General features: G+C 26.4%; 22 protein-coding genes, 3 tRNA genes and 1 rRNA gene. 8 read left to right on the top strand and 18 right to left on the bottom strand.

Features of this window, described 5'->3' with window-relative positions; translation table 11 throughout:
* Positions 1 to 7: 7 nt before the first annotated feature.
* The 9 genes from lipA to mnmA all read right to left on the bottom strand — a co-directional run bounded on the left by lipA (position 8) and on the right by mnmA (position 9,883).
* Positions 8 to 985 (bottom strand): lipoyl synthase, encoded by a 978-nt coding sequence (gene lipA / locus U0T59_01260; protein ID XBC43548.1) that lies wholly within the window; start codon positions 983 to 985, stop codon positions 8 to 10.
* 148 nt (positions 986 to 1,133) lie between these two features.
* Complete coding sequence (gene lipB / locus U0T59_01255; protein XBC43547.1) at positions 1,134 to 1,742, bottom strand: lipoyl(octanoyl) transferase LipB; 609 nt, start codon at positions 1,740 to 1,742, stop codon at positions 1,134 to 1,136.
* Positions 1,743 to 1,884: 142 nt separating this feature from the next.
* Positions 1,885 to 2,532 carry a YchE family NAAT transporter gene (locus U0T59_01250; GenBank protein ID XBC43546.1) on the bottom strand — a complete coding sequence of 216 codons (648 nt, stop codon included), beginning with the start codon at positions 2,530 to 2,532 and terminating at the stop codon, positions 1,885 to 1,887.
* Between the two features lie 225 nt (positions 2,533 to 2,757).
* Complete coding sequence (locus U0T59_01245) at positions 2,758 to 4,698, bottom strand: exoribonuclease II (protein ID XBC43545.1); 1,941 nt, start codon at positions 4,696 to 4,698, stop codon at positions 2,758 to 2,760.
* A 299-nt stretch (positions 4,699 to 4,997) separates the two neighbouring features.
* On the bottom strand, positions 4,998 to 5,792 hold the full coding sequence (locus tag U0T59_01240; GenBank protein XBC43544.1) for an enoyl-ACP reductase: 795 nt from the start codon (positions 5,790 to 5,792) through the stop codon (positions 4,998 to 5,000).
* 109 nt (positions 5,793 to 5,901) lie between these two features.
* Positions 5,902 to 6,528 carry a transglycosylase SLT domain-containing protein gene (locus U0T59_01235; GenBank protein XBC43543.1) on the bottom strand — a complete coding sequence of 209 codons (627 nt, stop codon included), beginning with the start codon at positions 6,526 to 6,528 and terminating at the stop codon, positions 5,902 to 5,904.
* A 116-nt stretch (positions 6,529 to 6,644) separates the two neighbouring features.
* A complete protein-coding gene (gene purB / locus U0T59_01230) occupies positions 6,645 to 8,033 on the bottom strand; it encodes an adenylosuccinate lyase (GenBank protein XBC43542.1) in 1,389 nt (462 codons plus the stop codon).
* 59 nt (positions 8,034 to 8,092) lie between these two features.
* Positions 8,093 to 8,728 carry a high frequency lysogenization protein HflD gene (hflD, locus tag U0T59_01225; GenBank protein XBC43541.1) on the bottom strand — a complete coding sequence of 212 codons (636 nt, stop codon included), beginning with the start codon at positions 8,726 to 8,728 and terminating at the stop codon, positions 8,093 to 8,095.
* A gap of 42 nt (positions 8,729 to 8,770) precedes the next feature.
* Entirely contained in the window at positions 8,771 to 9,883 is a 1,113-nt protein-coding gene (gene mnmA / locus U0T59_01220) for a tRNA 2-thiouridine(34) synthase MnmA (protein ID XBC43540.1), read from the bottom strand.
* Positions 9,884 to 10,316: 433 nt separating this feature from the next.
* On the opposite strand from mnmA, the gene lepA reads away from it, so the two are divergent.
* The 5 genes from lepA (at position 10,317) to acpS (ending at position 15,164) form a co-directional block, all read left to right on the top strand.
* Positions 10,317 to 12,125, top strand: a complete 1,809-nt coding sequence (gene lepA, locus U0T59_01215; GenBank protein XBC43539.1) for a translation elongation factor 4 — start codon at positions 10,317 to 10,319, stop codon at positions 12,123 to 12,125.
* 112 nt (positions 12,126 to 12,237) lie between these two features.
* A complete protein-coding gene (lepB, locus tag U0T59_01210) occupies positions 12,238 to 13,029 on the top strand; it encodes a signal peptidase I (GenBank protein XBC43570.1) in 792 nt (263 codons plus the stop codon).
* A 96-nt stretch (positions 13,030 to 13,125) separates the two neighbouring features.
* Positions 13,126 to 13,806, top strand: coding sequence for a ribonuclease III (rnc, locus tag U0T59_01205; GenBank protein ID XBC43538.1), 681 nt, complete (start codon positions 13,126 to 13,128; stop codon positions 13,804 to 13,806).
* Positions 13,803 to 14,672 (top strand): GTPase Era, encoded by an 870-nt coding sequence (gene era, locus U0T59_01200; protein ID XBC43537.1) that lies wholly within the window; start codon positions 13,803 to 13,805, stop codon positions 14,670 to 14,672. Before rnc ends, era begins: the two co-directional genes overlap by 4 nt.
* Positions 14,673 to 14,783: 111 nt before the next feature.
* Positions 14,784 to 15,164, top strand: coding sequence for a holo-ACP synthase (acpS, locus tag U0T59_01195; GenBank protein XBC43536.1), 381 nt, complete (start codon positions 14,784 to 14,786; stop codon positions 15,162 to 15,164).
* On the opposite strand, the gene tadA is transcribed toward acpS, so the two are convergent.
* Positions 15,129 to 15,647 (bottom strand): tRNA adenosine(34) deaminase TadA, encoded by a 519-nt coding sequence (gene tadA, locus U0T59_01190; GenBank protein ID XBC43535.1) that lies wholly within the window; start codon positions 15,645 to 15,647, stop codon positions 15,129 to 15,131. The two genes, acpS and tadA, sit on opposite strands and share 36 nt — an antisense overlap.
* Positions 15,648 to 15,696: 49 nt before the next feature.
* Complete coding sequence (gene smpB, locus U0T59_01185; protein ID XBC43534.1) at positions 15,697 to 16,182, bottom strand: SsrA-binding protein SmpB; 486 nt, start codon at positions 16,180 to 16,182, stop codon at positions 15,697 to 15,699.
* A gap of 134 nt (positions 16,183 to 16,316) precedes the next feature.
* Between smpB and U0T59_01180 the strand changes: the two genes are divergently transcribed.
* Positions 16,317 to 16,595, top strand: coding sequence for an RnfH family protein (locus tag U0T59_01180; GenBank protein XBC43533.1), 279 nt, complete (start codon positions 16,317 to 16,319; stop codon positions 16,593 to 16,595).
* Positions 16,596 to 16,692: 97 nt separating this feature from the next.
* Here U0T59_01180 and grpE read toward each other — a convergent pair whose 3' ends face one another.
* The 4 genes from grpE to dnaQ form a co-directional block, all read right to left on the bottom strand.
* Positions 16,693 to 17,250: a nucleotide exchange factor GrpE gene (gene grpE / locus U0T59_01175; GenBank protein XBC43532.1), complete on the bottom strand. Its 558-nt coding sequence runs from the start codon at positions 17,248 to 17,250 to the stop codon at positions 16,693 to 16,695.
* Positions 17,251 to 17,280: 30 nt separating this feature from the next.
* A complete protein-coding gene (gene gpt / locus U0T59_01170; protein XBC43531.1) occupies positions 17,281 to 17,751 on the bottom strand; it encodes a xanthine phosphoribosyltransferase in 471 nt (156 codons plus the stop codon).
* A 340-nt stretch (positions 17,752 to 18,091) separates the two neighbouring features.
* Positions 18,092 to 18,165: transfer RNA gene (locus U0T59_01165), tRNA-Asp, on the bottom strand.
* Positions 18,166 to 18,236: 71 nt separating this feature from the next.
* Positions 18,237 to 18,959, bottom strand: a complete 723-nt coding sequence (dnaQ, locus tag U0T59_01160; protein ID XBC43530.1) for a DNA polymerase III subunit epsilon — start codon at positions 18,957 to 18,959, stop codon at positions 18,237 to 18,239.
* A gap of 37 nt (positions 18,960 to 18,996) precedes the next feature.
* On the opposite strand from dnaQ, the gene rnhA reads away from it, so the two are divergent.
* The gene (gene rnhA / locus U0T59_01155) at positions 18,997 to 19,458 is read left to right on the top strand and encodes a ribonuclease HI (GenBank protein XBC43529.1); all 462 of its coding nucleotides are present in this window, start codon (positions 18,997 to 18,999) and stop codon (positions 19,456 to 19,458) included.
* A 106-nt stretch (positions 19,459 to 19,564) separates the two neighbouring features.
* Positions 19,565 to 20,326 carry a hydroxyacylglutathione hydrolase gene (gene gloB, locus U0T59_01150; GenBank protein ID XBC43528.1) on the top strand — a complete coding sequence of 254 codons (762 nt, stop codon included), beginning with the start codon at positions 19,565 to 19,567 and terminating at the stop codon, positions 20,324 to 20,326.
* Between the two features lie 3 nt (positions 20,327 to 20,329).
* Here gloB and U0T59_01145 read toward each other — a convergent pair.
* From U0T59_01145 to U0T59_01135, 3 genes are all read right to left on the bottom strand, one after another.
* Positions 20,330 to 20,402: transfer RNA gene (locus U0T59_01145), tRNA-Ala, on the bottom strand.
* 34 nt (positions 20,403 to 20,436) lie between these two features.
* Positions 20,437 to 20,513 (bottom strand) — tRNA-Ile (locus U0T59_01140).
* Positions 20,514 to 20,577: 64 nt separating this feature from the next.
* Positions 20,578 to 22,133: ribosomal RNA gene (locus U0T59_01135) — 16S ribosomal RNA — on the bottom strand.
* Between the last annotated feature and the right edge of the window lie 325 nt (positions 22,134 to 22,458).

The raw sequence follows: 22,458 nt of genomic DNA, 5'->3' as shown, positions 1-22,458 counted from the left end.
TTAAAATTTATACATTTTTTAAAATAGATTTAGAGTATTTATATTGGAATTCAGCGTGATAGGATGAACGAACAAAAGGCCCGCAGAAAGCTTTTTCAAATCCTATTGACAATGCTTCTTTTTGGAATTGCAAAAATTCTAATGGATCAATATATCTTTGAACTGGAAAATGCGCCATACTAGGTTGCAAATATTGACCCAAAGTCAATACACTTGTACCACTATTAAACAAATCTTTCATAACCTGTATTACTTCGTTTTCAGTTTCTCCTAATCCTAACATCAAGCCAGATTTAGTTGGAATCGTTGGATTATTCATTTTAAATAGTTCTAACAACTTCAATGATTTCTTGTAATTTGCTCCAGGTCGTACTAATTTATATAATCTTGGTACATTTTCTAAATTGTGATTAAATATATCTGGTGGAGATAAACTAATAGTTTTAATAGCATTTCGTAAAGCACCCCTAAAATCTGGAACTAAAATTTCAATTATAATATTTTTTTTCTGACGAATAGCTCGAATACAATTTAAAAAATGCTCTGCTCCTCGATCTTTTAAATCATCTCGAACCACAGAAGTAATAACGATATAATTCATATTTAGATCTATTACAGCTTTAGCTAATTGTTGCGGTTCTTTTAAATTAACAATAGATGGACTGTTTCCATGATCTACTGCACAAAAAGGACATCTTCTAGTACACATTGTACCAAGAATCATAAATGTGGCTGTACCTTTATTAAAGCATTCAAATAAATTTGGACACAATGCCTGTTCGCAAACAGTATTTAACTTGTTTTTTCTCAAAGTATATTTAGTATGACGAATTTTTTCTGTATCAGATGGAAATTTAATTTTTACCCAGTTAGGTTTTTTTAAAATTCGGTCACTAAAATTTGGCAAAATTTTTACTGATATATTTCTTTTGTATAATGTTTTAATGTTTTTATTGCATAACCTTTTTAACTTTTTATCATGCATTTGTTTTAATTTTCCTCTCAATATGTATTAATAAACAATATTTATTCTTTCAAAAATTTATAACGTTCTTATATTATAAATTTTTGAAATGCATTACCAGAAAATTATTAATAATCATTAATTAATACTATATATATTCACATTAAAATCATAAAAAATATTTTTTAATGTTGTTTATTAATACTAATTGAACCATTCTAAAACTTAAAGAAGGTTTAATATCAATGACTTGTGTCATTTTAATGTGATTCCCACAAGGATTAATATAGTTGAATGGAGACAGATTCATATCAATATTCAAAGCCATACCATATAAAGAACAACCTTTTTTAATGCGCAATCCAAAAGAACATATTTTTTTATCATTTACATATATACCAGGAAATTTTTTTGAAACATATGCATGAATAGAAAAACATTGCAAAGTAGACAATATTATTTTTTGCATTAATAAAATGAGTTGGCTAATTTTCATCTTACGACGTACTAAGTCCAATAAAAAATATATCACTAATTGGCCTGGACCATGATATGTAGTTTTTCCTCCTCTATTACTAAACAAAATTGGAATATTTTTTGGAATAAACCAATGACATGTTTTTTCACTAATTCCAAAAGTAAAGGTAGGATAGTGTTGTACTAACCATATTTCATCTAACGTAAATTTATTTCTCGTAATAGTAAAATATTTCATATAATTTGATATAACTTTGATATGACGTAATCCTAAATTACGAATTTTAAGATTAGATTTCACAACTGTTGATAACCTATCAAAAAAATAAAAAGACTGCAAAATTTAATACTATAAATATAGTATACAACAAAACACCTAACAAAATTATTTTACATAAAAAATTTATAAAGATTAGTTATCACTTAATAACTATAAAAGAGGTTCAAATATAACTTAAAAAAATAGACTTTAAACCTGCAACGATAAATTCTATACCTATAGACATTAATAATAAACCCATAATTCGAGTCATAATATTAATTCCACTTTCACCTATAATGTTTGCAATTAAAGGTGCAATTTTAAATAAACACCAGCATAATAACGAAAAAAGAATTATTGTAATAGTACATCCTAACGTGTTAATCCAACTAGAATAATGAGTACTCCAAATAATAGTAGCACTAATTGCTCCTGGACCTGCTATTAAAGGCATAGCTAGCGGAACAACTGCAATACTATCTGTAAAACTATTTTGTACATTTTTTTTATTATTATCTTTTATACTAGCTATTAATTTCCCATTTACCATAGAAAATGCGATAGAAATGATTAATATTCCCCCTGAAATCCGAAAAGAACTTAAAGAAATATTAAATAAATCTAAAACAATATTACCAAAAAGTAAAGAAAAAAATAAAATAAAAATTACTGCTAAATTTGCAGTAAAATTTGTTTGATTTCTTTCCTCTATAGACTGGAAACTAGTTATGCTAGTAAAAATTGGAATCATTCCGATAGGATTAACTAAAGCAAATAAACTGAAAAAAAAACTTATATATGCGGACAAATCAAACACAGAAATATGCATGTTTTACTCCTAAATTATCATTGATTAAATAAAATATTAAAAACAGCTAATAGATAAAAATTAATAATTTTAATATAAATAATAATAATATATCAAAATACCTAAATATATTAGAATAACTTTTTTTAAATATTAAAAAAATACAATATTAATTTTTCTAAATAGGTTTTGATGACATATTAGAAACTATAAAAAATTTACAAAAAAATTAATGTTCTATATATATTAAATTGGCTTACCTATTATTCTTCTTGTTTCTGTTTTTATGTCCGTTAATACAACTTGAATCATGTTAGCAATAGTATAATATTCCTTTCCCATAATATATACAATTCCTTTTTCTTTATCACAAACTAACTCATGTTTGATATTATGTAAAAAAGGAGCTGGTATGAATACATTTGCTCCATTTTCTAACAATTTTACTTTCATTCCAGAACGGAATATATCAGTTATCTTAGCATTAAAAACTTTGTTTTCACAATTTGTTTTTTTTAAAAAAGAAGTATATAACCAATTTTCTATGTCTCTTTTTGCAACTCTAATACGACGACGTATATCAGTAATTTTCGATAAAATTTCATTACTAGGTGGAATAGCTTCACCAATACCTGTAATAATTATTTTTAAAAGACGATGATTAACTATATCACCATATTTTCTAATCGGTGAAGTCCACGTAGCATAAATTGGTAATCCTAAAGCAAAATGAGGACCTGGTATACTATTTATTTCTCCAAACGATAAACATTTTTGAATGCGATTATTAAGATATTCATTTGACATATCATCCAACGTACGTCGTAATTTGCAAAATCCCTCTAATGTTTGAATTTGATTAATATCAAATAAAAGGTCATATTTAGACAACAATGAAACAGCGCACTCTGCATTAATAGATTCAAATCCAGAATGTATATTATATACTCCAAAACCTAGTTTATCTGACAACAATTGAGCTGCACATACATTAGCTGCTATCATAGCTTCTTCAATAATTTTGTTAGCTATACGTTTAGATTCAACATAAATTCCTAGTACTTTAAAAGTATCTGATATTTTAAAAAAATACTCTGGACGTTCTTTAAACAACAATGCATTTTTTTTTCTCCATTGAATTCTTAAAGTGCATAATTCATGTAATAAAGACAATTGATTAGCTACTAAACGAGATTCTGGACGCCATGTTCCCTTATGTTCTAACCAGTCAGATACAGATTCATATGACAATTGAGATTTAGATTTAATCCACGTTAAAAAGAAATTAGTTTTTTCATGCAATATAGTTCCATCATAATTAAAAAAAATCTTGCATGCTACAGCAGGGCGACGTTGGTTTATTTTTAATGAACACTTATCTTCTGATAAAAAACGAGGTAGCATAGGAATATTTAAACCAGGTAAATAATTAGTAAATCCTCTTTTGAATGCGATTTCGTCTAATACACTTCCCAAAGGGATATAAGCAGTAGGATCAGAAATAGCTACAATTAAACTAAACATGCCTAATACTTCTTTTTCTATAAACAAAGCATCATCAATATCCTTTGTAGAACTATGATCAATAGTAATAAAATTTAAATTAGTCAGATCTATCCTTGAATGATGATCATGAAAATTTACCTCAGTTCTATTTAATTTAGGTTCTGATATGTCTAACTTATGTCGTGAAAGAGTCACTAGCCATGGTACTAATGGATTTTTATTTTCAACAATAAACTTAATTAATTCAGCAGAAAATCTATAATCTCCTTTTAATTTATGTTGAGTTAATACAGCCATAACCCAATCTCCATTACGAACGCTTTGTAGAAATGGACAAGAAATAACACAAACAATTGGTTCTTTTAAAAATGGATAATCTGGTTTTATATAAAAAGTATCTTTTATTTTTTGAATTCTTCCAACAAATTTAGACAAAAATGGTTCTACTAACCTTTCTGGACAAACAATTTCTCGAGCATGTTCAATTTTCAATTGAGCTATGATACGATCTCCATGCATAACTCGTTTCATTTTTCGAGGTGGTATAAAATAACTCGTTCGCGGATCTGTTTCTAAAAATCCGAATCCTTTTTCTGTACTTTTTACAATTCCTTCAATTCGAGTTATCTTAGAATGTAATTTTTTTTTTAATCGTGAAAGCAAGGGATGATTACGAAACATGAGTATAAATCCTGTATTTAAGACGAAATAAACACATCAAACACAATGTTTATGAAAACATTAATAAATATCTTAAATAAAAACGTTAAAAATACATTGCATAATAACTATATTATCTACTTTATATATCTCATTCGTGATTTTATCGACGTAAATATATAATATCAATCACTATGACTATTATTAATACTATAAAAGTTCATATTTGATCTAGAAACACAGAATAAATTATAATTTTTGTATAGGTAAAACTAGGACTATTTTGAACTACATAAAAATACAAAATAAAAAATAATTTATCAATGTGATTCATTATCTAATTTATTCATAGTAGTAATATTAAATCCTCCATCTACATAAATTATCTGACCAGTAATACCTTTAGATAAATTAGAACATAAAAACGCTGCAGTATTACCTATATCTTGAATAGTAACCGGATGATTACTAAAATTTATGCTATTACTAAAATTTAACATTTTCCGAAAATTTTTTATTCCATATGAAGATAAAGTCTTAATAGGAGCAGATGATATTGCATTTACTCTAATACTGTCCATTCCCATACTATAAGCCATATATCTCACATTAGATTCCAAAGACGCTTTAGCAACACCCATAATATTATAGTTTGGTATTACCTTTTTAGAACCTATATAACTTAAAGTTAAAATTGAAGAATTTTTTTTTAGCATTGATCGACATTCTTTAGCCATCCCAACAAAACTATAAGAACTAATATCATGTACACGAGAAAAATCACTTCTAGTTATATTATTAACATAATCTCCAGACAATTGATTTCGCGGAGAAAAAGCAATAGCATGAACAAAACCATCAAATTTTTTCCATTTTTTTGATATATTAAAAAACAATGTTTTAATACTTTCATCACTAGAAACATCACATGGGAAAACAATGTTAATTCCTAATTCTTGTGCTAAGGAATATACTTTTTCTTTCACCTTATCGAGATGATATGTCAATGCTAATGTAGCTTTTTGTGCATGCATTGCTTTTGCTATACCGAAAGCAATAGAATACCGATTTGTTATTCCAGTAATCAAAATTTTTTTACCTTTCATAAAACCCATATTCTATTATCCTATGACAACAGTTTATATTTTATTAAATTATACAAATTTTTACATATATCAATTTGTTTCTTAATACATTAATATTACATCAAATCGTAAATCATCATTATTTTTTTAAGATATTTCCAAGCTTGCAAGGCTGGATGTTTTTTTTTATGTAATAAAAAAATTCTTTTTTTGTCATTTGATTTATTTTTTTTACTGCTTTTCTTCTATTATTAGATAAAATTTTTAATAATTTATCTGAACCATTTACATACGATACAATCGTAGCATATCTTAACATTTCTGTATTATTGATTCCTACTAAATCCCTATGCTGTAAAATGTGAATATATGCTGTTCCTATGTCAATGTTAATTGTAGGATTATATAAATCGTAAACAGATGGTTGACCATCTTTTTTTTTAAAACGATATACTTCTTTACCAGCACTTAAGGGTTTTATTTGCATTAATCCAACAGCATGAGAACGACTAGTAGCTTTTTTGTTTCCAGATGATTCAATGCAAATGATAGATTTAATTAATTTCGGATCAACATTATATTTCTTTGAAGACTTTTTTATTACGCTAGACCAAGATTTTATAAATTCAGTAGAGCAAAATTGATTATTGTTATGTGTTGTATAATAAATGTCATGTTTTTTATCTACATGATATAGTCCAGACAAAAACATTATACAAAATCCAATGCATACTATAGATGCTATTTTTTTTTTAAAAATTGACATTTATACATAAGTTATTGTTCTTGTTTATTTAAAAATAAAATTTAATTAAATAAAATAATTACTTCCAAAACATTTGAAATATTGAAACGTATCACGGTTACTATGGTATAAACATATTATTCATAGTACTGTTGATTTTTAAAATTTTTTGCTAATTTTGTTGCTAGTCCTAAATAATTCATTGGTGTTAATTGAATTAGTTGTATTTTTTCCTCTTCTGGAATAGTTAAACTATTGATATAACTATGAATTATAGCTGAATTAATTTTATTGCCTCTGGTTAATAACTTTAATTTATCATAAGCATCTCTTATACCATATTTACACATTACAGTATGAATTGGTTCTGCTAATATTTCCCAATGTTTATCTAAATCTTCTAATAGTTGTACTTCGTTTACTTTTAATTTTTGCATTCCTAATATCAAGGAATCATATGCTATTACTGAATAAGCAATTACTGATCCTATATTTCGCAATACTGTAGAATCACTTAAATCTCTTTGCCAACGAGAAATAGGCAATTTACTAACAAAATGATTTATTATAGCATTAGATAATCCAAGATTACCTTCAGATTTTTCAAAATTTATAGGATTTATTTTATGAGGCATAATAGAAGATCCTACTTCATTTGAATTATTTTTTTGAATAAAATAGTTTAATGAGATATATCCCCACATATCTTGATTAAAATTAATTAAAATTGTGTTAACTCTAGCTATGCAACTAAAAAATTCAGAAATATAATCATGTGGTTCAATTTGAGTAGTATAAGGATTCCAAACCAATCCAAGAGAAACTACAAATTCTTGACTAATTTGATGCCAATTTACATTAGGATAAGCAGAAAAATGAGCATTATAATTTCCTGTAGAACCGTTAATTTTTCCTAATAAATTGATTTTTTTTAACTGTTTCAGTTGACGTTCTATTCTATAAGAAAAATTAACCATTTCTTTTCCTATGGTTGATGGAGTAGCTGGTTGGCCATGAGTACGAGACAAAATAGGAAAATTATAATAATGAGATATAATTTTTTTTATTTCTTTAATGATATTTTCCCATATCGGAATAATAATTTTTTCTTTAGCAGTTTTTAGCATTAAAGAATAAGCTAAATTATTTATGTCTTCTGAAGTACAAGAAAAGTGTACAAAGTTTATGATGCGATGTGTTCCTAGAATTTTAAATAATTTGTCTTTTAAAAAATATTCTATTGATTTTACATCGTGATTAATAGTTTTTTCTAATTTTTTTATATTTTGAGCATCATTTTCATTAAAATTATTTATAATTTCATCAAGGTGAAAATTAATTTTTTCATCTTCTCGTGCAAATAACTTTATTTCATGTAATGTTAATAATTTCTTTAACCACAAAAGCTCAACTTTTACTCGAAATTTTAAGAATGCATATTCGCTAAAAATTTCTCTTAGTTTAACAGTATGACTATTATAACGTCCATCAATAGGTGAAATAGCAGTCAGAGATGATAATGTCATTGTTGTATATACCTCTTTAAAAAAATATATGTAAATCTTAAATTTATAGTTCAAAAAGTTTAAGAAGAAAATTTTTTAAATACATTGTTAGCTTGATTATATATTTGATTTCTAAAAAAAATAAATTGAAAAAAATTACCACCTACCTGCCTCCACAAAACAGCCGAACGAATTCCTGAAAATAAAGCACAACGAATTTTATTCTGTATTAATATATTTTTTAGAATTTCTGGCGATCCAAACACTTGAATACGAGATCCTAACTTACTGATTATATTTAAATATATTTCTGATAAATGATCAGTTAATATATCATATGAACTAAAACCATTAACATTTTTTTTAATTAATTCAGAAATACGTTGAAATAACATTTCATTATAAATAGCATTTTTTTTTAATTTTTTTTCTAAAATCATGATTTTTAATATATAGCGTAATATTTTTGCTGAAGTATCATAACTATTAGAATTATGTAATAAAGATAATAACGTTGTTATACCCAACTGCAAATTTTTTTCTGAATTCCCATATACAGATAGTGTAGTTTTAGGATTAATGTTTAAAATACTATCAATACCGATTTTAAATGCGTCATTATTACAAATTCCAGTTTGAGATAGTTGACATACAATAGCAACAGACTGACATATTCCAGAAAGAGACAACATAATCGAATAAAAATTCTTTGTCACAATTATATATTTCCCTAAAATTTAAAAAATACTATGATTAATTTATAGTGATAAAATAGGTAATCTCGTTTTAATTATTCCTCCTCCAAGACATAATTCAGATAAATAAAATACTGCAGATTGTCCAGGAGTAATGGATGAAATCGGATTTTGAAACAATACTTTAACAAATTTTTTCTTATATAAAAATATCTTACATGAAACATCTTTTTGACAATATCGAATCTTTACTGAACAAAAAAAGGGAATATTACTTAACTGAACACGATTTATCCAATGTAACTGACAAGCTATCAATCCTATAGACATTAAATAATCATTATTCATCCCTTGAGCAACGGTTAAAGAATTACGTGCAACATTTTTATCTACTACATACCATGGAATATTTTTGATACCTTTAATTCCTCCAATCCCTAATCCTTTCCTTTGACCTAAAGTATAATGTACTAATCCACTATGTTGTCCTATTGTTTTACCACAAGGTGTAATTATATCTCCTTTCTTTTGAGGAATATAAAAATTTAGAAAATGATTAATGTTTTTTGGATTTATAAAACATATTCCAGTAGAATCTTTTTTATCGGATACAATTAAATTTAAGTTTTTGGCTATATTACGTACTGTTTTTTTGTTAAATTTTCCTAATGGAAATAAACACTTATTAAGAATACTTTTATTAATAGTATATAAAAAGTAACTTTGATCTTTATTATGGTCAATACCACGTAATAAAAACAATGATTTTTTAAAATATTTTTTTTGCACGTAATGACCGGTTGCAATAAAATCAGCTCCTAAATTATTAACAGCAAATTCATAAAATACTTTAAATTTTATCTCCTTATTACATAATATATCAGGATTAGGTGTTCTACCCAATTGATATTCTTTTATAAATACTTGAAATACATTTTCCCAATATTCAAAAGAAAAGTTTACTTTATTTAGATAAATGCCCAACTGACGACAAACATGTTCAGCGTCTTCTAAATCTTGTTTTGCAGAACAATAGAAATTTTTGTCATTTTCCTCCCAGTTTTTCATAAATAAACCTTCTACGTAATAATTTTGTTGCTTCAAAATCCATGCAGACACGGATGAATCTACGCCTCCAGACATAGCTAGAATCACTTTTTTTTTTAATTTAAACATATTATTTATTTTTTAGATGTAAAACTTTCATTAAAACACCTTATATAACATTTTTTAAAATCAAAGTAAAATCATAAACAACATTTATTAATTTTTATAATACAATAATACTTAAAATTAATTTATATTATAAAGGTTAAAAAACAATAAAACATATTTTAAAAAAAATTTTAATCATGTATGTTCTTTTTTAAAAATTTAGACACATAATTGATATATTAATGTTATTAATAATCTATGTTAATCTTATTAAACACATCATGACATATTTTAGTTTATATCTTGAATCTAATTATATACAAGTATAACTATACGTATACAAAACTTGTATAACATCTATATTATTAAATATGATAATAATGTTGTAAATAATATAAATTTAATTAAAATAGTAAAAAATAATTTAATCTTATCAGGAGATATTTTAAATTCAATGAAAGAAATAAGAAATTTTTGTATCATTGCCCATATAGACCATGGAAAATCAACTATCTCTGACAGACTTATTCAAATTTGTGGCGGTTTATCAGAAAGAGAAATGTGCTCTCAAGTATTGGATTCAATGGAATTAGAAAAAGAACGAGGGATTACCATTAAAGCACAGAGTGTTACAATACAGTATACATCTATAAAAAATAAAAAATATCAATTAAATTTCATTGATACACCAGGTCATGTAGACTTTTCCTATGAAGTATCACGTTCTTTATCTGCTTGCGAAGGTGTTTTATTGATTGTAGATTCAGTACAAGGAGTAGAAGCACAAACCGTTTCTAATTGCCATAAAGCTATAGATATGAACTTGAAAATTATACCTGTACTAAATAAAATTGATTTACCAAATGCTAATCCCATTAAAGTAGAAAAAGATATAAAAAATATTATAGGAATTTCTACTGAAAACGCAATATATTGTTCAGCAAAAACAGGTGAAGGCATGAAAAATTTGTTGGAATGTATTATTCATAATATTTCACCTCCTCAAGGTAATATAAATAACGAATTTCAAGCATTAATTATTGATTCATGGTTTGATAATTATTTAGGAGTAGTATCTTTGATTTGCATTAAAAATGGAATTCTCAAAAGAAAATCTAAAATTAAAATCATGAGTACAGGAAAAATCTATTCTGTAGAAAAAATAGGAATATTCACTCCAAAAAGCATATATAGAGATTTTTTAGAATGTGGAGAAATAGGTTGGATTATTTGTGGAATCAGAAATATTATTGGTGCTCCTGTAGGAGATACTTTAACTACAACTTATAGTAATTCAGAATATACATTACCTGGTTTTAAAAAAATTAAACCAAAAATTTATGCAGGATTATTTACAACTAAATCTAATCAATTTAATACTTTTAAGAATGCATTAGAGAAACTAAGTTTAAACGATACTTCTTTATTTTATGAACTTGAAACTTCTATAGCATTAGGATTTGGATTTAGATGTGGATTTTTAGGATTACTACATATGGAAATTATAAAAGAAAGATTAGAAAGAGAATATAATTTAGAAATAATAACTACTGCTCCTACGGTAGTATATAAAATCATCACATCTGAAGATAAAGTACTTTTTCTTGATTCTCCATCTAAACTCCCTGAACTAAACAAAATTAAGAAAATTCAAGAACCTATTGCTAAATGTAAAATTTTACTCCCACTTCAATATTTAGGAAAAATATTGCTATTATGTTCACAAAAAAGAGGAATACAAAATAATATAATTTATTATGAAAATCAAGTATTATTGTGTTATAACATACCAATGTCAGAAATTATATTAAATTTTTTCGATCAATTAAAATCCGAATCGAGTGGTTATGCATCATTAGAATACGATTTTGAATCGTATCAGACTTCTGATATGAAAAAATTAGATATATTAATTAATTACAAAAAAATTGATTCTTTATCATTAATAATTCATAAAAAACAATCTACTATTCAAGGACGTATAATAATAGAAAAAATGAAATCATTAATTCCTCGACACCAATTTAATATTATTATTCAAGCTATGATAGGTACAAAAGTTATTGCACGTTCTACTGTCAAACAATTAAGAAAAAATGTATTAGCAAAATGTTATGGAGGAGATGTAACTAGAAAGAACAAACTATTAGAAAAACAAAAAACTGGAAAGAAAAAAATGAAAAAAATAGGAAATGTCAATATACCTCAAGAAGTATTTTTATCTATTTTAAATAACAAAATGAACTTAAAATATAGTAAATAAAAGGAAATTATTATGAGTAATGATGATCTAATTATGTTTCTATTAGTGTCTACATTGATTACTGGAATTTTTTGGATATCAAAAAAAATAAAAACAATTTTAAAAAAAAAATATAGTAGCTACTAGTATTGATTGTAATTTTACAATTGTTAAGCTGATTAAGAATGGAATTCAATTTTTAGCATCTTTTTTTCCTATATTCCTCATAGCATTTTTAATTCGATCTTTTTTATATGAACCATTTCAAATTTCATCTGGATCAATGATGCCTACATTGTTAGTAGGAGATTTTATATTAGTGCAAAAATTTGCATATGGGATTAGAAATCCAATTACTAATACTACATTAATTGATACGAATACTCCTAAGCATGGAGATATAGCAGTTTTTAAATATCCTAAAAATATACACTTAAACTATATTAAAAGAGTAATTGGATTACCTGGCGATACAATTATTTATAATTCATTAACAAAAAATCTAATTATAAAATATAGTAACATTAATTTAAAAAATAACCAAAACAAAATCCTAATTTCTCATATTAATTTAAAACCAAGTAATTATATCCAAAAATTTCATAACAATATTTTTCATTTAAATACATGTACAGAAACTATAAAAGACTTAAAATATCAAATATTATTTTCAAAAGAAATGATAGATCAAAAAATTATGTATTTCAAACAATTTAATCAAAAAGAAGGAATTTGGACAGTTCCAAAAAACATGTACTTTGTAATGGGTGATAATAGAGACAACAGTTTAGATAGTCGCTATTGGGGATTCGTTCCAGACAAAAATTTAATAGGAAAAGCTACTCTTATATGGATGAGTTCAGAAAGAAAAGAAAATAGTTGGCTAACAAAAGTGAGAATAAATCGTATTGGAAGTATATATTAAAATAATTTACGAAACACTGATATTTCTTGTGATAAAATATATATAAAATCGTTAAATAGTATTCTAAATTACTACATCAGTATAATTGGCAACAATATGAATCATAATGTAGTTCGAAAATTACAAAAAACTCTAGGATATACTTTTGTCAAAAAACATTTGTTAATTCAAGCATTAACACACAGAAGTGCAAATAGTAAACATAATGAAAGGCTTGAATTCTTAGGGGATTCTATTTTAAGTTTCGTTATAGCTAATGCTCTTTATCATTACTTTCCGAACGTTAATGAAGGAGATATGAGTCGAATGCGAGCAACTTTAGTTAGAGGGCATACTTTAGCGAAGATAGCACATGAATTTAATTTAGGTTACTATCTGCAATTAGGACAGGGAGAGCTCAAAAGCGGGGGGTTTAGAAGAGAATCGATATTAGCAAATACTATAGAAGCGCTTATTGGAAGTATATTTTTAGACAGTAATTTAACAACAGTTGAAAAATTGATTTTAAAGTGGTATCAAAAAAGATTAGAAAAAATTAGTCCTGGAGATACTCAAAAAGATCCAAAAACTAGATTACAGGAATATCTACAATCAAAACATTTACCATTACCCTTATATTTAGTAGAAAAAGTATATGGAGAAGCACATAATCAATTGTTCACTATTTTCTGTGAAATTTCTGGAATAAATGAAAAATCAATTGGAATTGGTTCTAGTCGAAGAAAAGCAGAACAAGAAGCTGCACAAAATGCTTTAATAAAGTTGGGATTAGAATGAAAAAAATAAATTATTGCGGTACAATTATAATCATTGGAAAACCAAATGTTGGAAAGTCAACAATAATTAATAAATTAGTAAAATCAAAAGTATCAATAGTTTCTAAACGACCTCACACTACTCAAAGTAACATAATTGGAATTCAAAACGATAGAAGTATTCAGGCTATTTATACAGATACACCTGGCATATCTCGTAAATATAAAGAATTTATAAACAAAAAACAATATAGTCATATAAAAAAGTTGTGTAACAGTTCAGAATTAATATTATTAGTTTTAAATCAAACTCATTGGACATTAGACGATGAGTTAGTTTTACAAATAATAAAAAATAATATTACTCCTACAATAGCCGTTATTAACAAAAATGATAAAATTTTACACAAAATTTCTTTATTACCACACATAGAATTTTTAAGAAAAAAATATTCGTTTCAAGAAATTATTCCTATTTCAGGAAAAACAGGAGATAATATTGATTTATTATCAAATATAGTTCAAAAAATATTACCTATGTCTGCACCACGATTTCCATTTAATCAAATTACAAATAACAGTTTACATTTTCAAATTTCAGAAATTATTAGAGAGAAATTTATATTTTATTTAGGAAATGAACTTTCTCATTCAATAAAAATTATTATTGAAAGTGTGAATTTAAAAAAAAGAGTTTATATCATAAAAGGTATAATAATCGTAAAAAATAATTCACATAAAAAAATCATCATTGGATATCAAGGACAAAAAATAAAATTATGCGGAACAATTGCTAGACAAGAACTAGAAAAATATTTACAAAATTCAGTATATCTTTCATTATTTGTAAAAAATACAAAAAAATACTCTGCTAATTTATATATATAATTGATATTTAATTAATTAAAAATAAGGATATAAATTTACCAATATATAATTGTTTGAATATAACATAAGTTACATAGACAATATCTAAATTAATAAAGGAAATTAAACTATATGAGTATTATTGGAATAGGTATAGATATTTTATCTATAACTAGAATTAAAAAAATTATGCATAAATTAGAAGAAAAATTTTTATATCAAATACTATCTAATTATGAATTAAACGAATACAAAAAAAGTAAAAATCCTATAGTATTTTTAGCAAAAAGATTTTCTGTAAAAGAAGCAGCTTCCAAAGCATTAGGAACAGGAATCAAACATGGTGTAAAATTTAATAATTTTGAATTGTACCACAATCATTTAGGAAAACCAAGTTTAAGATTATTAAAAAAAGCAAAAAAAATAGCAAAAAATTTAAACATAAATTCAATTCATGTTAGTTTAAGTGATGAAAAATCACATGTATCTACTATTGTTATTATTGAAAAATAAATTTAATATAGAATTTAAATTATAATTATTTTTTTCTTTTTTTTTAAAAAAAAATTTTAATATATTTTTACATTCTTTGTTTAAAATATTTTTCGTAATTATTATTTTACTGTTTTTAATTTTTCCGTATTGATTGTGATTAAAATAAGCACCATTATCTTTATTATTATAACTTGTTCCGAACACTAGTCTAAAAATTCTACTATGAATAATAGCTCCATAACACATAGAACAAGGTTCTAGTGTAACGTATAATGTCGTATTTATTAAACGATAATTCTTTAGAAACATTCCTCCAGAACGTAATGCTATAATTTCAGCATGAGCAGTAGGATCATGTGTTGAAATAGAACTATTAGAACCTTGTCCAATAATAACATTATTTAGTACTAATACTGCTCCAACAGGGACTTCTCTATCTATTTCTGCTAATCGAGCAAATTTTAAAGCATGCTTCATAAAATACTCATCATATTTATACATATTTTAATCCAAAAACAATTCTTGTTATATTAACATGTTAATTATGGCATTAAAAAATTAATTTATTTTTTAAAATGCGGTTTTTTTCAAGTTTCCATTGAGATTCTTTTTTTGTTTCACGTTTATCGTATTTTGTTTTTCCTTTTACAATAGCTATTTGTATTTTACACCAACTATTTTTTAAAAAAAGTGATAAAGCTATAGCAGTATAACCAGTTTTATATATTTTACTACGCAAAGACATAATTTCATTTTTATGTAGCAATATTTTTCGATTTCTACTAACGTGATGTAAAGTATGTAAATTAGTAGTATAAAGAAAATTAAATTGTGATCCTATTAAATAAACTTCATTCAAATAAAAAGAAATATAACTATTACTAATATTTATATTTCCTGATTTAAACGCTTTTACTTCCCAACCCAATAAAACTAATCCAGCTTCTAACGTTTCTTTAATAAAATATTTATGTTTAGCTTTTCTATTAACAACAATACTAGTCATTGGATTTTTAATTGTATTTTTTTTTATCATAATTTTTAATCCCAAATCCAATATAAATTGTATATTCTAAATCATCAATTTTAAACTAAAATATTTTACGTTCATATATATTAATAATAATATAAATTGTACTTTTAAAACAATAAAAATTAATGCGATATAAAATGAAACTAATTAGAATAACGATTGTATATGCTTTACAGAATAAACAATTTATTAAAGAAATGAAATTAAAATACAAAATTTCTATAAAAGAAGCTATATTAACTTCTAATATTATTAATAAAAAAAATATGGATATAACAAACAACAATGTAGGAATTTATGGAAATATAGTTAACTTAAACGATTTAGTAAAAAACGGAGATAGAATTGAAATTTATAGACCATTATTAATAGATCCAAAAGAACTAAGAAGAAAAAAAATATTATCAAAGAAATAGAAGGAAGATATTTGAGTACATTCTTGCAGAGCACAATATTAAATATTGTATATTGCCTGCAAGAAAACGATATTATTATATGCTTCAGATTTTGAGTCTATGGTTTAGAAACTGTTACCATAGCTGGACGTAATAATCTACCATTTAGTAAATAACCTTTTTGCATAACAGAAATAACATAATTTTCTTTTATTGTTTTAGATGATTGTACAATCATAGCTTGATGTATATCAGGATTAAATGGAACACATGTTTCATCTATTTGCGTTACACCAAATTTTATTAACAATTTCATTAAAGATTTCAAGGCCACACTTAATTCATCAAATATAGGTTTTATAATGTCATCTTTTTTTTCAAATAAATCTAAAGCGCGCTCTATATTATCGATAGTAGGAAGTAATGCATTAAAAAAATCTTGTAACGCGAATTTGTAAGTATTATCAATCTCTTTTTTTACCCTATCACAGTACGATTTTAACTTGTTTTTTGAAAATAATTCTTGATCTAACAAATTTAACTCAAGATCTGAAATTTGTTTATTCAATATATTCATTTTTTCTATGTCAACATTTACGTTGGATTTTAATTTATCATTTTGTACATCAAAATCACTAGTATCATGTCTATCTAATATTTCTTTTTTTATGTCCATGATTAAAAATACCTAAAAAAATACAATATTTTAAAAATCTTTTACTAATGGAGATTGATAAGAAATCCCCATATCCCATGGTTGTTCAACCCATACTTTTTGTGGTATGTCTATAATATATTTATCTACTAATAATTTGCCCATAGGCTTTGCAAAAATTGAAACAAATGTTGCTTTAGAATACATATAACGAATTATCTGACCTGTTCCTCCAGTGTCTACTAAATCATCAACTATAATAATTTTAGATTCATTTATATTTTTTATAGAAGTATGCTTTAGAATTTTTAAATCTCGCAAACGATTATGATCGTAACTAGATATACAAATAGTATCTATAAATCTAATATTTAGTTCTCTTGCTAATAATGCTGATGGTATTAATCCCCCTCTACTTACTGCAATAATACCTTCCCATTGTGTTGCTGGAAGTAATTTGTAAGCTAATTTTCTAGCATAAATTTGTAACATATCCCAAGTAACAATGTATTTCTTACTCATAAAAAACCTAAAACAGCGTAATTTTAAAAATTATCTAAATTGTATTAGAAAAAGTTACAAAATTTATGCTAAATATATTTTTGTAAATTTTAAACTACCGTGTTTTAAAAATAAAAAAAATTAAAATATATAACATATTACAATATCTATTGCTATAGATTATATGTACATTTATTAATTTGAGTTTGTTTTAATATTAATAAAAATATTATATATTACTCTAAAAATATTATTTTTATTTTTTTATCTGAAATCATTAAATTCTTTCATTTCTTTAAAATTTTATTATTTAAATTATATTCATAATAAAAAACAAAATTTAATTTAAAAAATTTTAAAACGGTGCGGACGGGACTCGAACCCGTGACCCCCAGCGTGACAGGCCGGTATTCTAACCAACTGAACTACCGCACCATACTACTAAAATTCTATTTTTAAATTATATAATTTAATACTATATCTGTCAACACTGTTTCATGTACATTTTACTTATCTGTCCATATGCATTTTCCTGAATTTTGAATGATATACTCCAAAAAATTTTTATGAACAACATTTTCTTGGTGTGTTGCTAACAATATTTTTGATGAGATACGTTTTGAAGGAATAAACTTATGCGTATCACGATAATACGAAACATCATGATTTAAAAAAGGTAATGATTCTTGACGATTATTCATAAATATATATACTTTAGATAATAATTTAGCATCATAAATAGCGCTATGGATGCGTTTTTTTTTAATGTTAATTTTATATCGAGAACATAAAGCATCTAAAGTATTTTTTTTTCCAGGAAAAATCCTACGCGCCATTACTAATGTATCAATAATATTACAATGTTTTTCAATATTTTTTATTTTTAAACTAAGCATGCTTAATTCATAATTGATGAAGCTAACGTCAAACTTAGCGTTATGAATAATTAAATCAGAACAGTCAAGATATTTTAAAAACTCTTTAACTATTTCAAAAAATTTTGGTTTATCTAATAAAAAGTTATTAGAAATACCATGAATTTTAAAAGCACTATCATCTACTAATCTATCAGGACAAATATATGAATGAAAATAACTTCCTGTTATACAATTGTTAATAATTTCTATTGCTCCAAGTTCAATGATTCTATGAGTTTTATAAAAACATCCAGAAAAATTCATACCAGTTGTTTCAATATCTAAAACAACTTTTCTTTTATTATTTTTCATATATTTTAAACATCATATTTTAAAGGAAATTGTAATTATGACAAAATTTGTTAAAATATTTTCAGATGGATCTTGTTTAGGTAATCCAGGTCCTGGAGGTTGTAGTTCAATAATTAAATGTAAAAATCATAAAAAAATTATTAGTGCAGGTTTTTATTTTACTACAAACAATCGAATGGAACTCATGGGAGTAATAATAGCATTAGAAAAAATTCAAAAACCATGTAATATAGAAATTACTGTTGACAGTCAATATGTGAAAAAAGGAATTTTATTATGGATAAAAAACTGGAAACGTAATAATTGGAAAACCACAAAAAATAAGCCAGTCAAAAACATCGATTTATGGTCTCGCTTAAACATCATATCAAATTTACATCATATGAGTTGGCATTGGATCAAAGGTCATTCGGGACACATAGAAAATGAAAAATGTAATGATTTAGCACAACATTATGCAAAAAACCCAACTTTGGAAGATACTGGATATATATCTTAATTTTATCAGAGTTATACATTATTAAATATGAAATACAATTAAATAATTTTTTAAAAAAACAACTTAACAAAAAAAACTTTTAACAAAATAACGTAATAGAATATACATGAAAATCAAATACATTCCTATATTAAAAGATAACTATGTTTGGATAATAATAAATCATAATAATTTATGTATCATTATTGATCCAGGTGATTATATACCAGTCATTAATACAATTAAAAAACTTAATGTACATCCTATAGCTATTTTAGTTACGCATCATCATCGTGATCACACTGGAGGAATTGAGAAATTATTAGAAATTTATCCTAATTTATTAATTTATGGTCCAAACGAAGCAAAAAAATTTAGTGTAAATAAAGTATGTAAAGATAACGATTGTATTAATATTTTAAACTATAAATTTAAAATTTTATTTACTCCTGGCCATACTTCTGGACATATCTCTTATTATACAAAACCATATTTATTTTGTGGTGATACATTATTTTCTGGAGGATGTGGAAAAATACAAACAGGGTTGACACTAAAAATGTATAATTCACTTAAAAAAATTATGAAACTTCCTGATAACACTTTAATTTACTGCGCTCATGAGTATACGTTTGAAAATTTAAAATTTACTAACTCTATTTTTTTAAATAATAATGAAGTATCAGACTTTTACAAAAAAATTAAGATCATGCATTCAAACAAACTTTGCTCACTTCCTAGCAAATTAAGTACAGAAAAGAAAATAAATCCATTTTTAAATTTAGATAAAATGGCAATTAAAAAGTCTACAAAAATTCATAAAGATTTGATGTTTCAATTAAACATCTTGCAGAAATTAAGAAAAATGAAGGAAGAATACAAAAAATAGAATTGGAGCTAAGCGGGATCGAACCGCTGACCTCCTGCGTGCAAAGCAGGCGCTCTCCCATCTGAGCTACAGCCCCATATTTAAAAATATTAACTAACTTATTTGATATATGGTAGGCCTGAGTGGAATTGAACCACCGACCTCACCCTTATCAGGGGTGTGCTCTAACCAGCTGAGCTACAAGCCTGTTTTTATAAAAAACTGATCAGAAAATTTGTGTGGACACAACCTAAAAAACTAAGAATCATTTATAAGGAGGTGATCCAACCGCAGGTTCCCCTACGGTTACCTTGTTACGACTTCACCCCAGTCATGAATCACAAAGTGGTAAGCGCCATCCAATAAATCTGGTTAAGCTACCTGCTTCTTTTGCAACCCACTTCCATGGTGTGACGGGCGGTGTGTACAAGGCCCGGGAACGTATTCACCGTGGCATTCTGATCCACGATTACTAGCGATTCCGACTTCGTGGAGTCGAGTTGCAGACTCCAGTCCGAACTACGACATACTTTATGAGGTTGGCTTATCTTTACAGAGTTGCATCTCTTTGTATATGCCATTGTAGCACGTGTGTAGCCCTGGTCGTAAGGGCCATGATGACTTGACGTCATCCCCACCTTCCTCCGGTTTATAACCGGCAGTCTCCTTTGAGTTCCCGGCCAAACCGCTGGCAACAAAGGATAGGGGTTGCGCTCGTTGCGGGACTTAACCCAACATTTCACAACACGAGCTGACGACAGCCATGCAGCACCTGTCTCATAGTTCCCAAAGGCACTTTTTTATCTCTAAAAAATTCTATGGATGTCAAGACCAGGTAAGGTTTTTCGCGTTGCATCGAATTAAACCACATGCTCCACCGCTTGTGCGGGCCCCCGTCAATTCATTTGAGTTTTAACCTTGCGGCCGTACTCCCCAGGCGGTCGACTTAACGCGTTAGCTTCGGAAGCCACTTCTTCTAGGAAACAACCTCCAAGTCGACATCGTTTACGGCATGGACTACCAGGGTATCTAATCCTGTTTGCTCCCCACGCTTTCGCACCTCAGCGTCAGTATTCATCTAGGAGGTCGCTTTCGCCACAGGTATTCCTCTAGATATCTACGCATTTCACCGCTACACCTAGAATTCTACCTCCCTTTACGATACTCTAGTCTATCAGTTTCAAATGCAGTTCCTAAGTTAAGCTTAGGGATTTCACATCTGACTTAAAAAACCACCTACGTGCTCTTTACGCCCAGTAATTCTGATTAACGCTTGCACCCCCCGTATTACCGCGGCTGCTGGCACGGAGTTAGCCGGTGCTTCTTATTCGGGTAACGTCAGAAAAGCTTATTTATTAGATATGCTTTTTTTCTTCCCCGCTGAAAGTACTTTACAACCCTAAGGCCTTCTTCATACACGCGGCATAGCTGCATCAGGCTTTCGCCCATTGTGCAATATTCCCCACTGCTGCCTCCCGTAGGAGTCTGGACCGTATCTCAGTTCCAGTGTGGCTGGTTGTCCTCTCAGACCAGCTAGAGATCGTAGCATTGGTAAGCCATTACCTCACCATCAAGCTAATCTCGTCTGGGTTCATCTAAAAGCATAAGGCCAAAAAAAAATTTGGTCCCCTACTTTGGTTTTCCAACATTATGCGGTATTAGCCATCGTTTCCAATGGTTATCCCCCTCTTTTAGGTAGATCCCCAGATATTACTCACCCGTTTGCCGCTTGCCGACAAGAAAAAATCTTCTTTCGATGCCGCTCGACTTGCATGTGTTAGGCTTGCCGCCAGCGTTCAATCTGAGCCATGATCAAACTCTTCAATTTAAAAATTCTTTTATAAAAAATAAAAAAATTATTTTTTAATAAATAAAAACATTAAAATAATTTTAATCTTAAGTTTTGGTGTGTCCACACAAATTTTCTAATATTTTTTTAAAGAGCATTACTTTTAACTTTTTAACTTTTTATATAATTACATTTTTTATATATCTTGTCAACAACTTTACATACAAATTTAAATATTTTGCGTATATAATTTATATAATTACTATTAATAACCTCGAAAAAGAAATAAAAAATTGATATAGTGCAAATAATATTATTTAATTACTTATTGTTACATCTATTTTTTCTAAATATTAAAATATAC

The sequence above is a fragment of the Buchnera aphidicola (Meitanaphis flavogallis) genome (assembly GCA_039830035.1).
In the GTDB taxonomy this organism is placed as follows: Bacteria; Pseudomonadota; Gammaproteobacteria; order Enterobacterales; family Enterobacteriaceae; genus Buchnera_B; species Buchnera_B aphidicola_AZ.
This window is presented reverse-complemented; position numbering and strand designations above follow the sequence as displayed.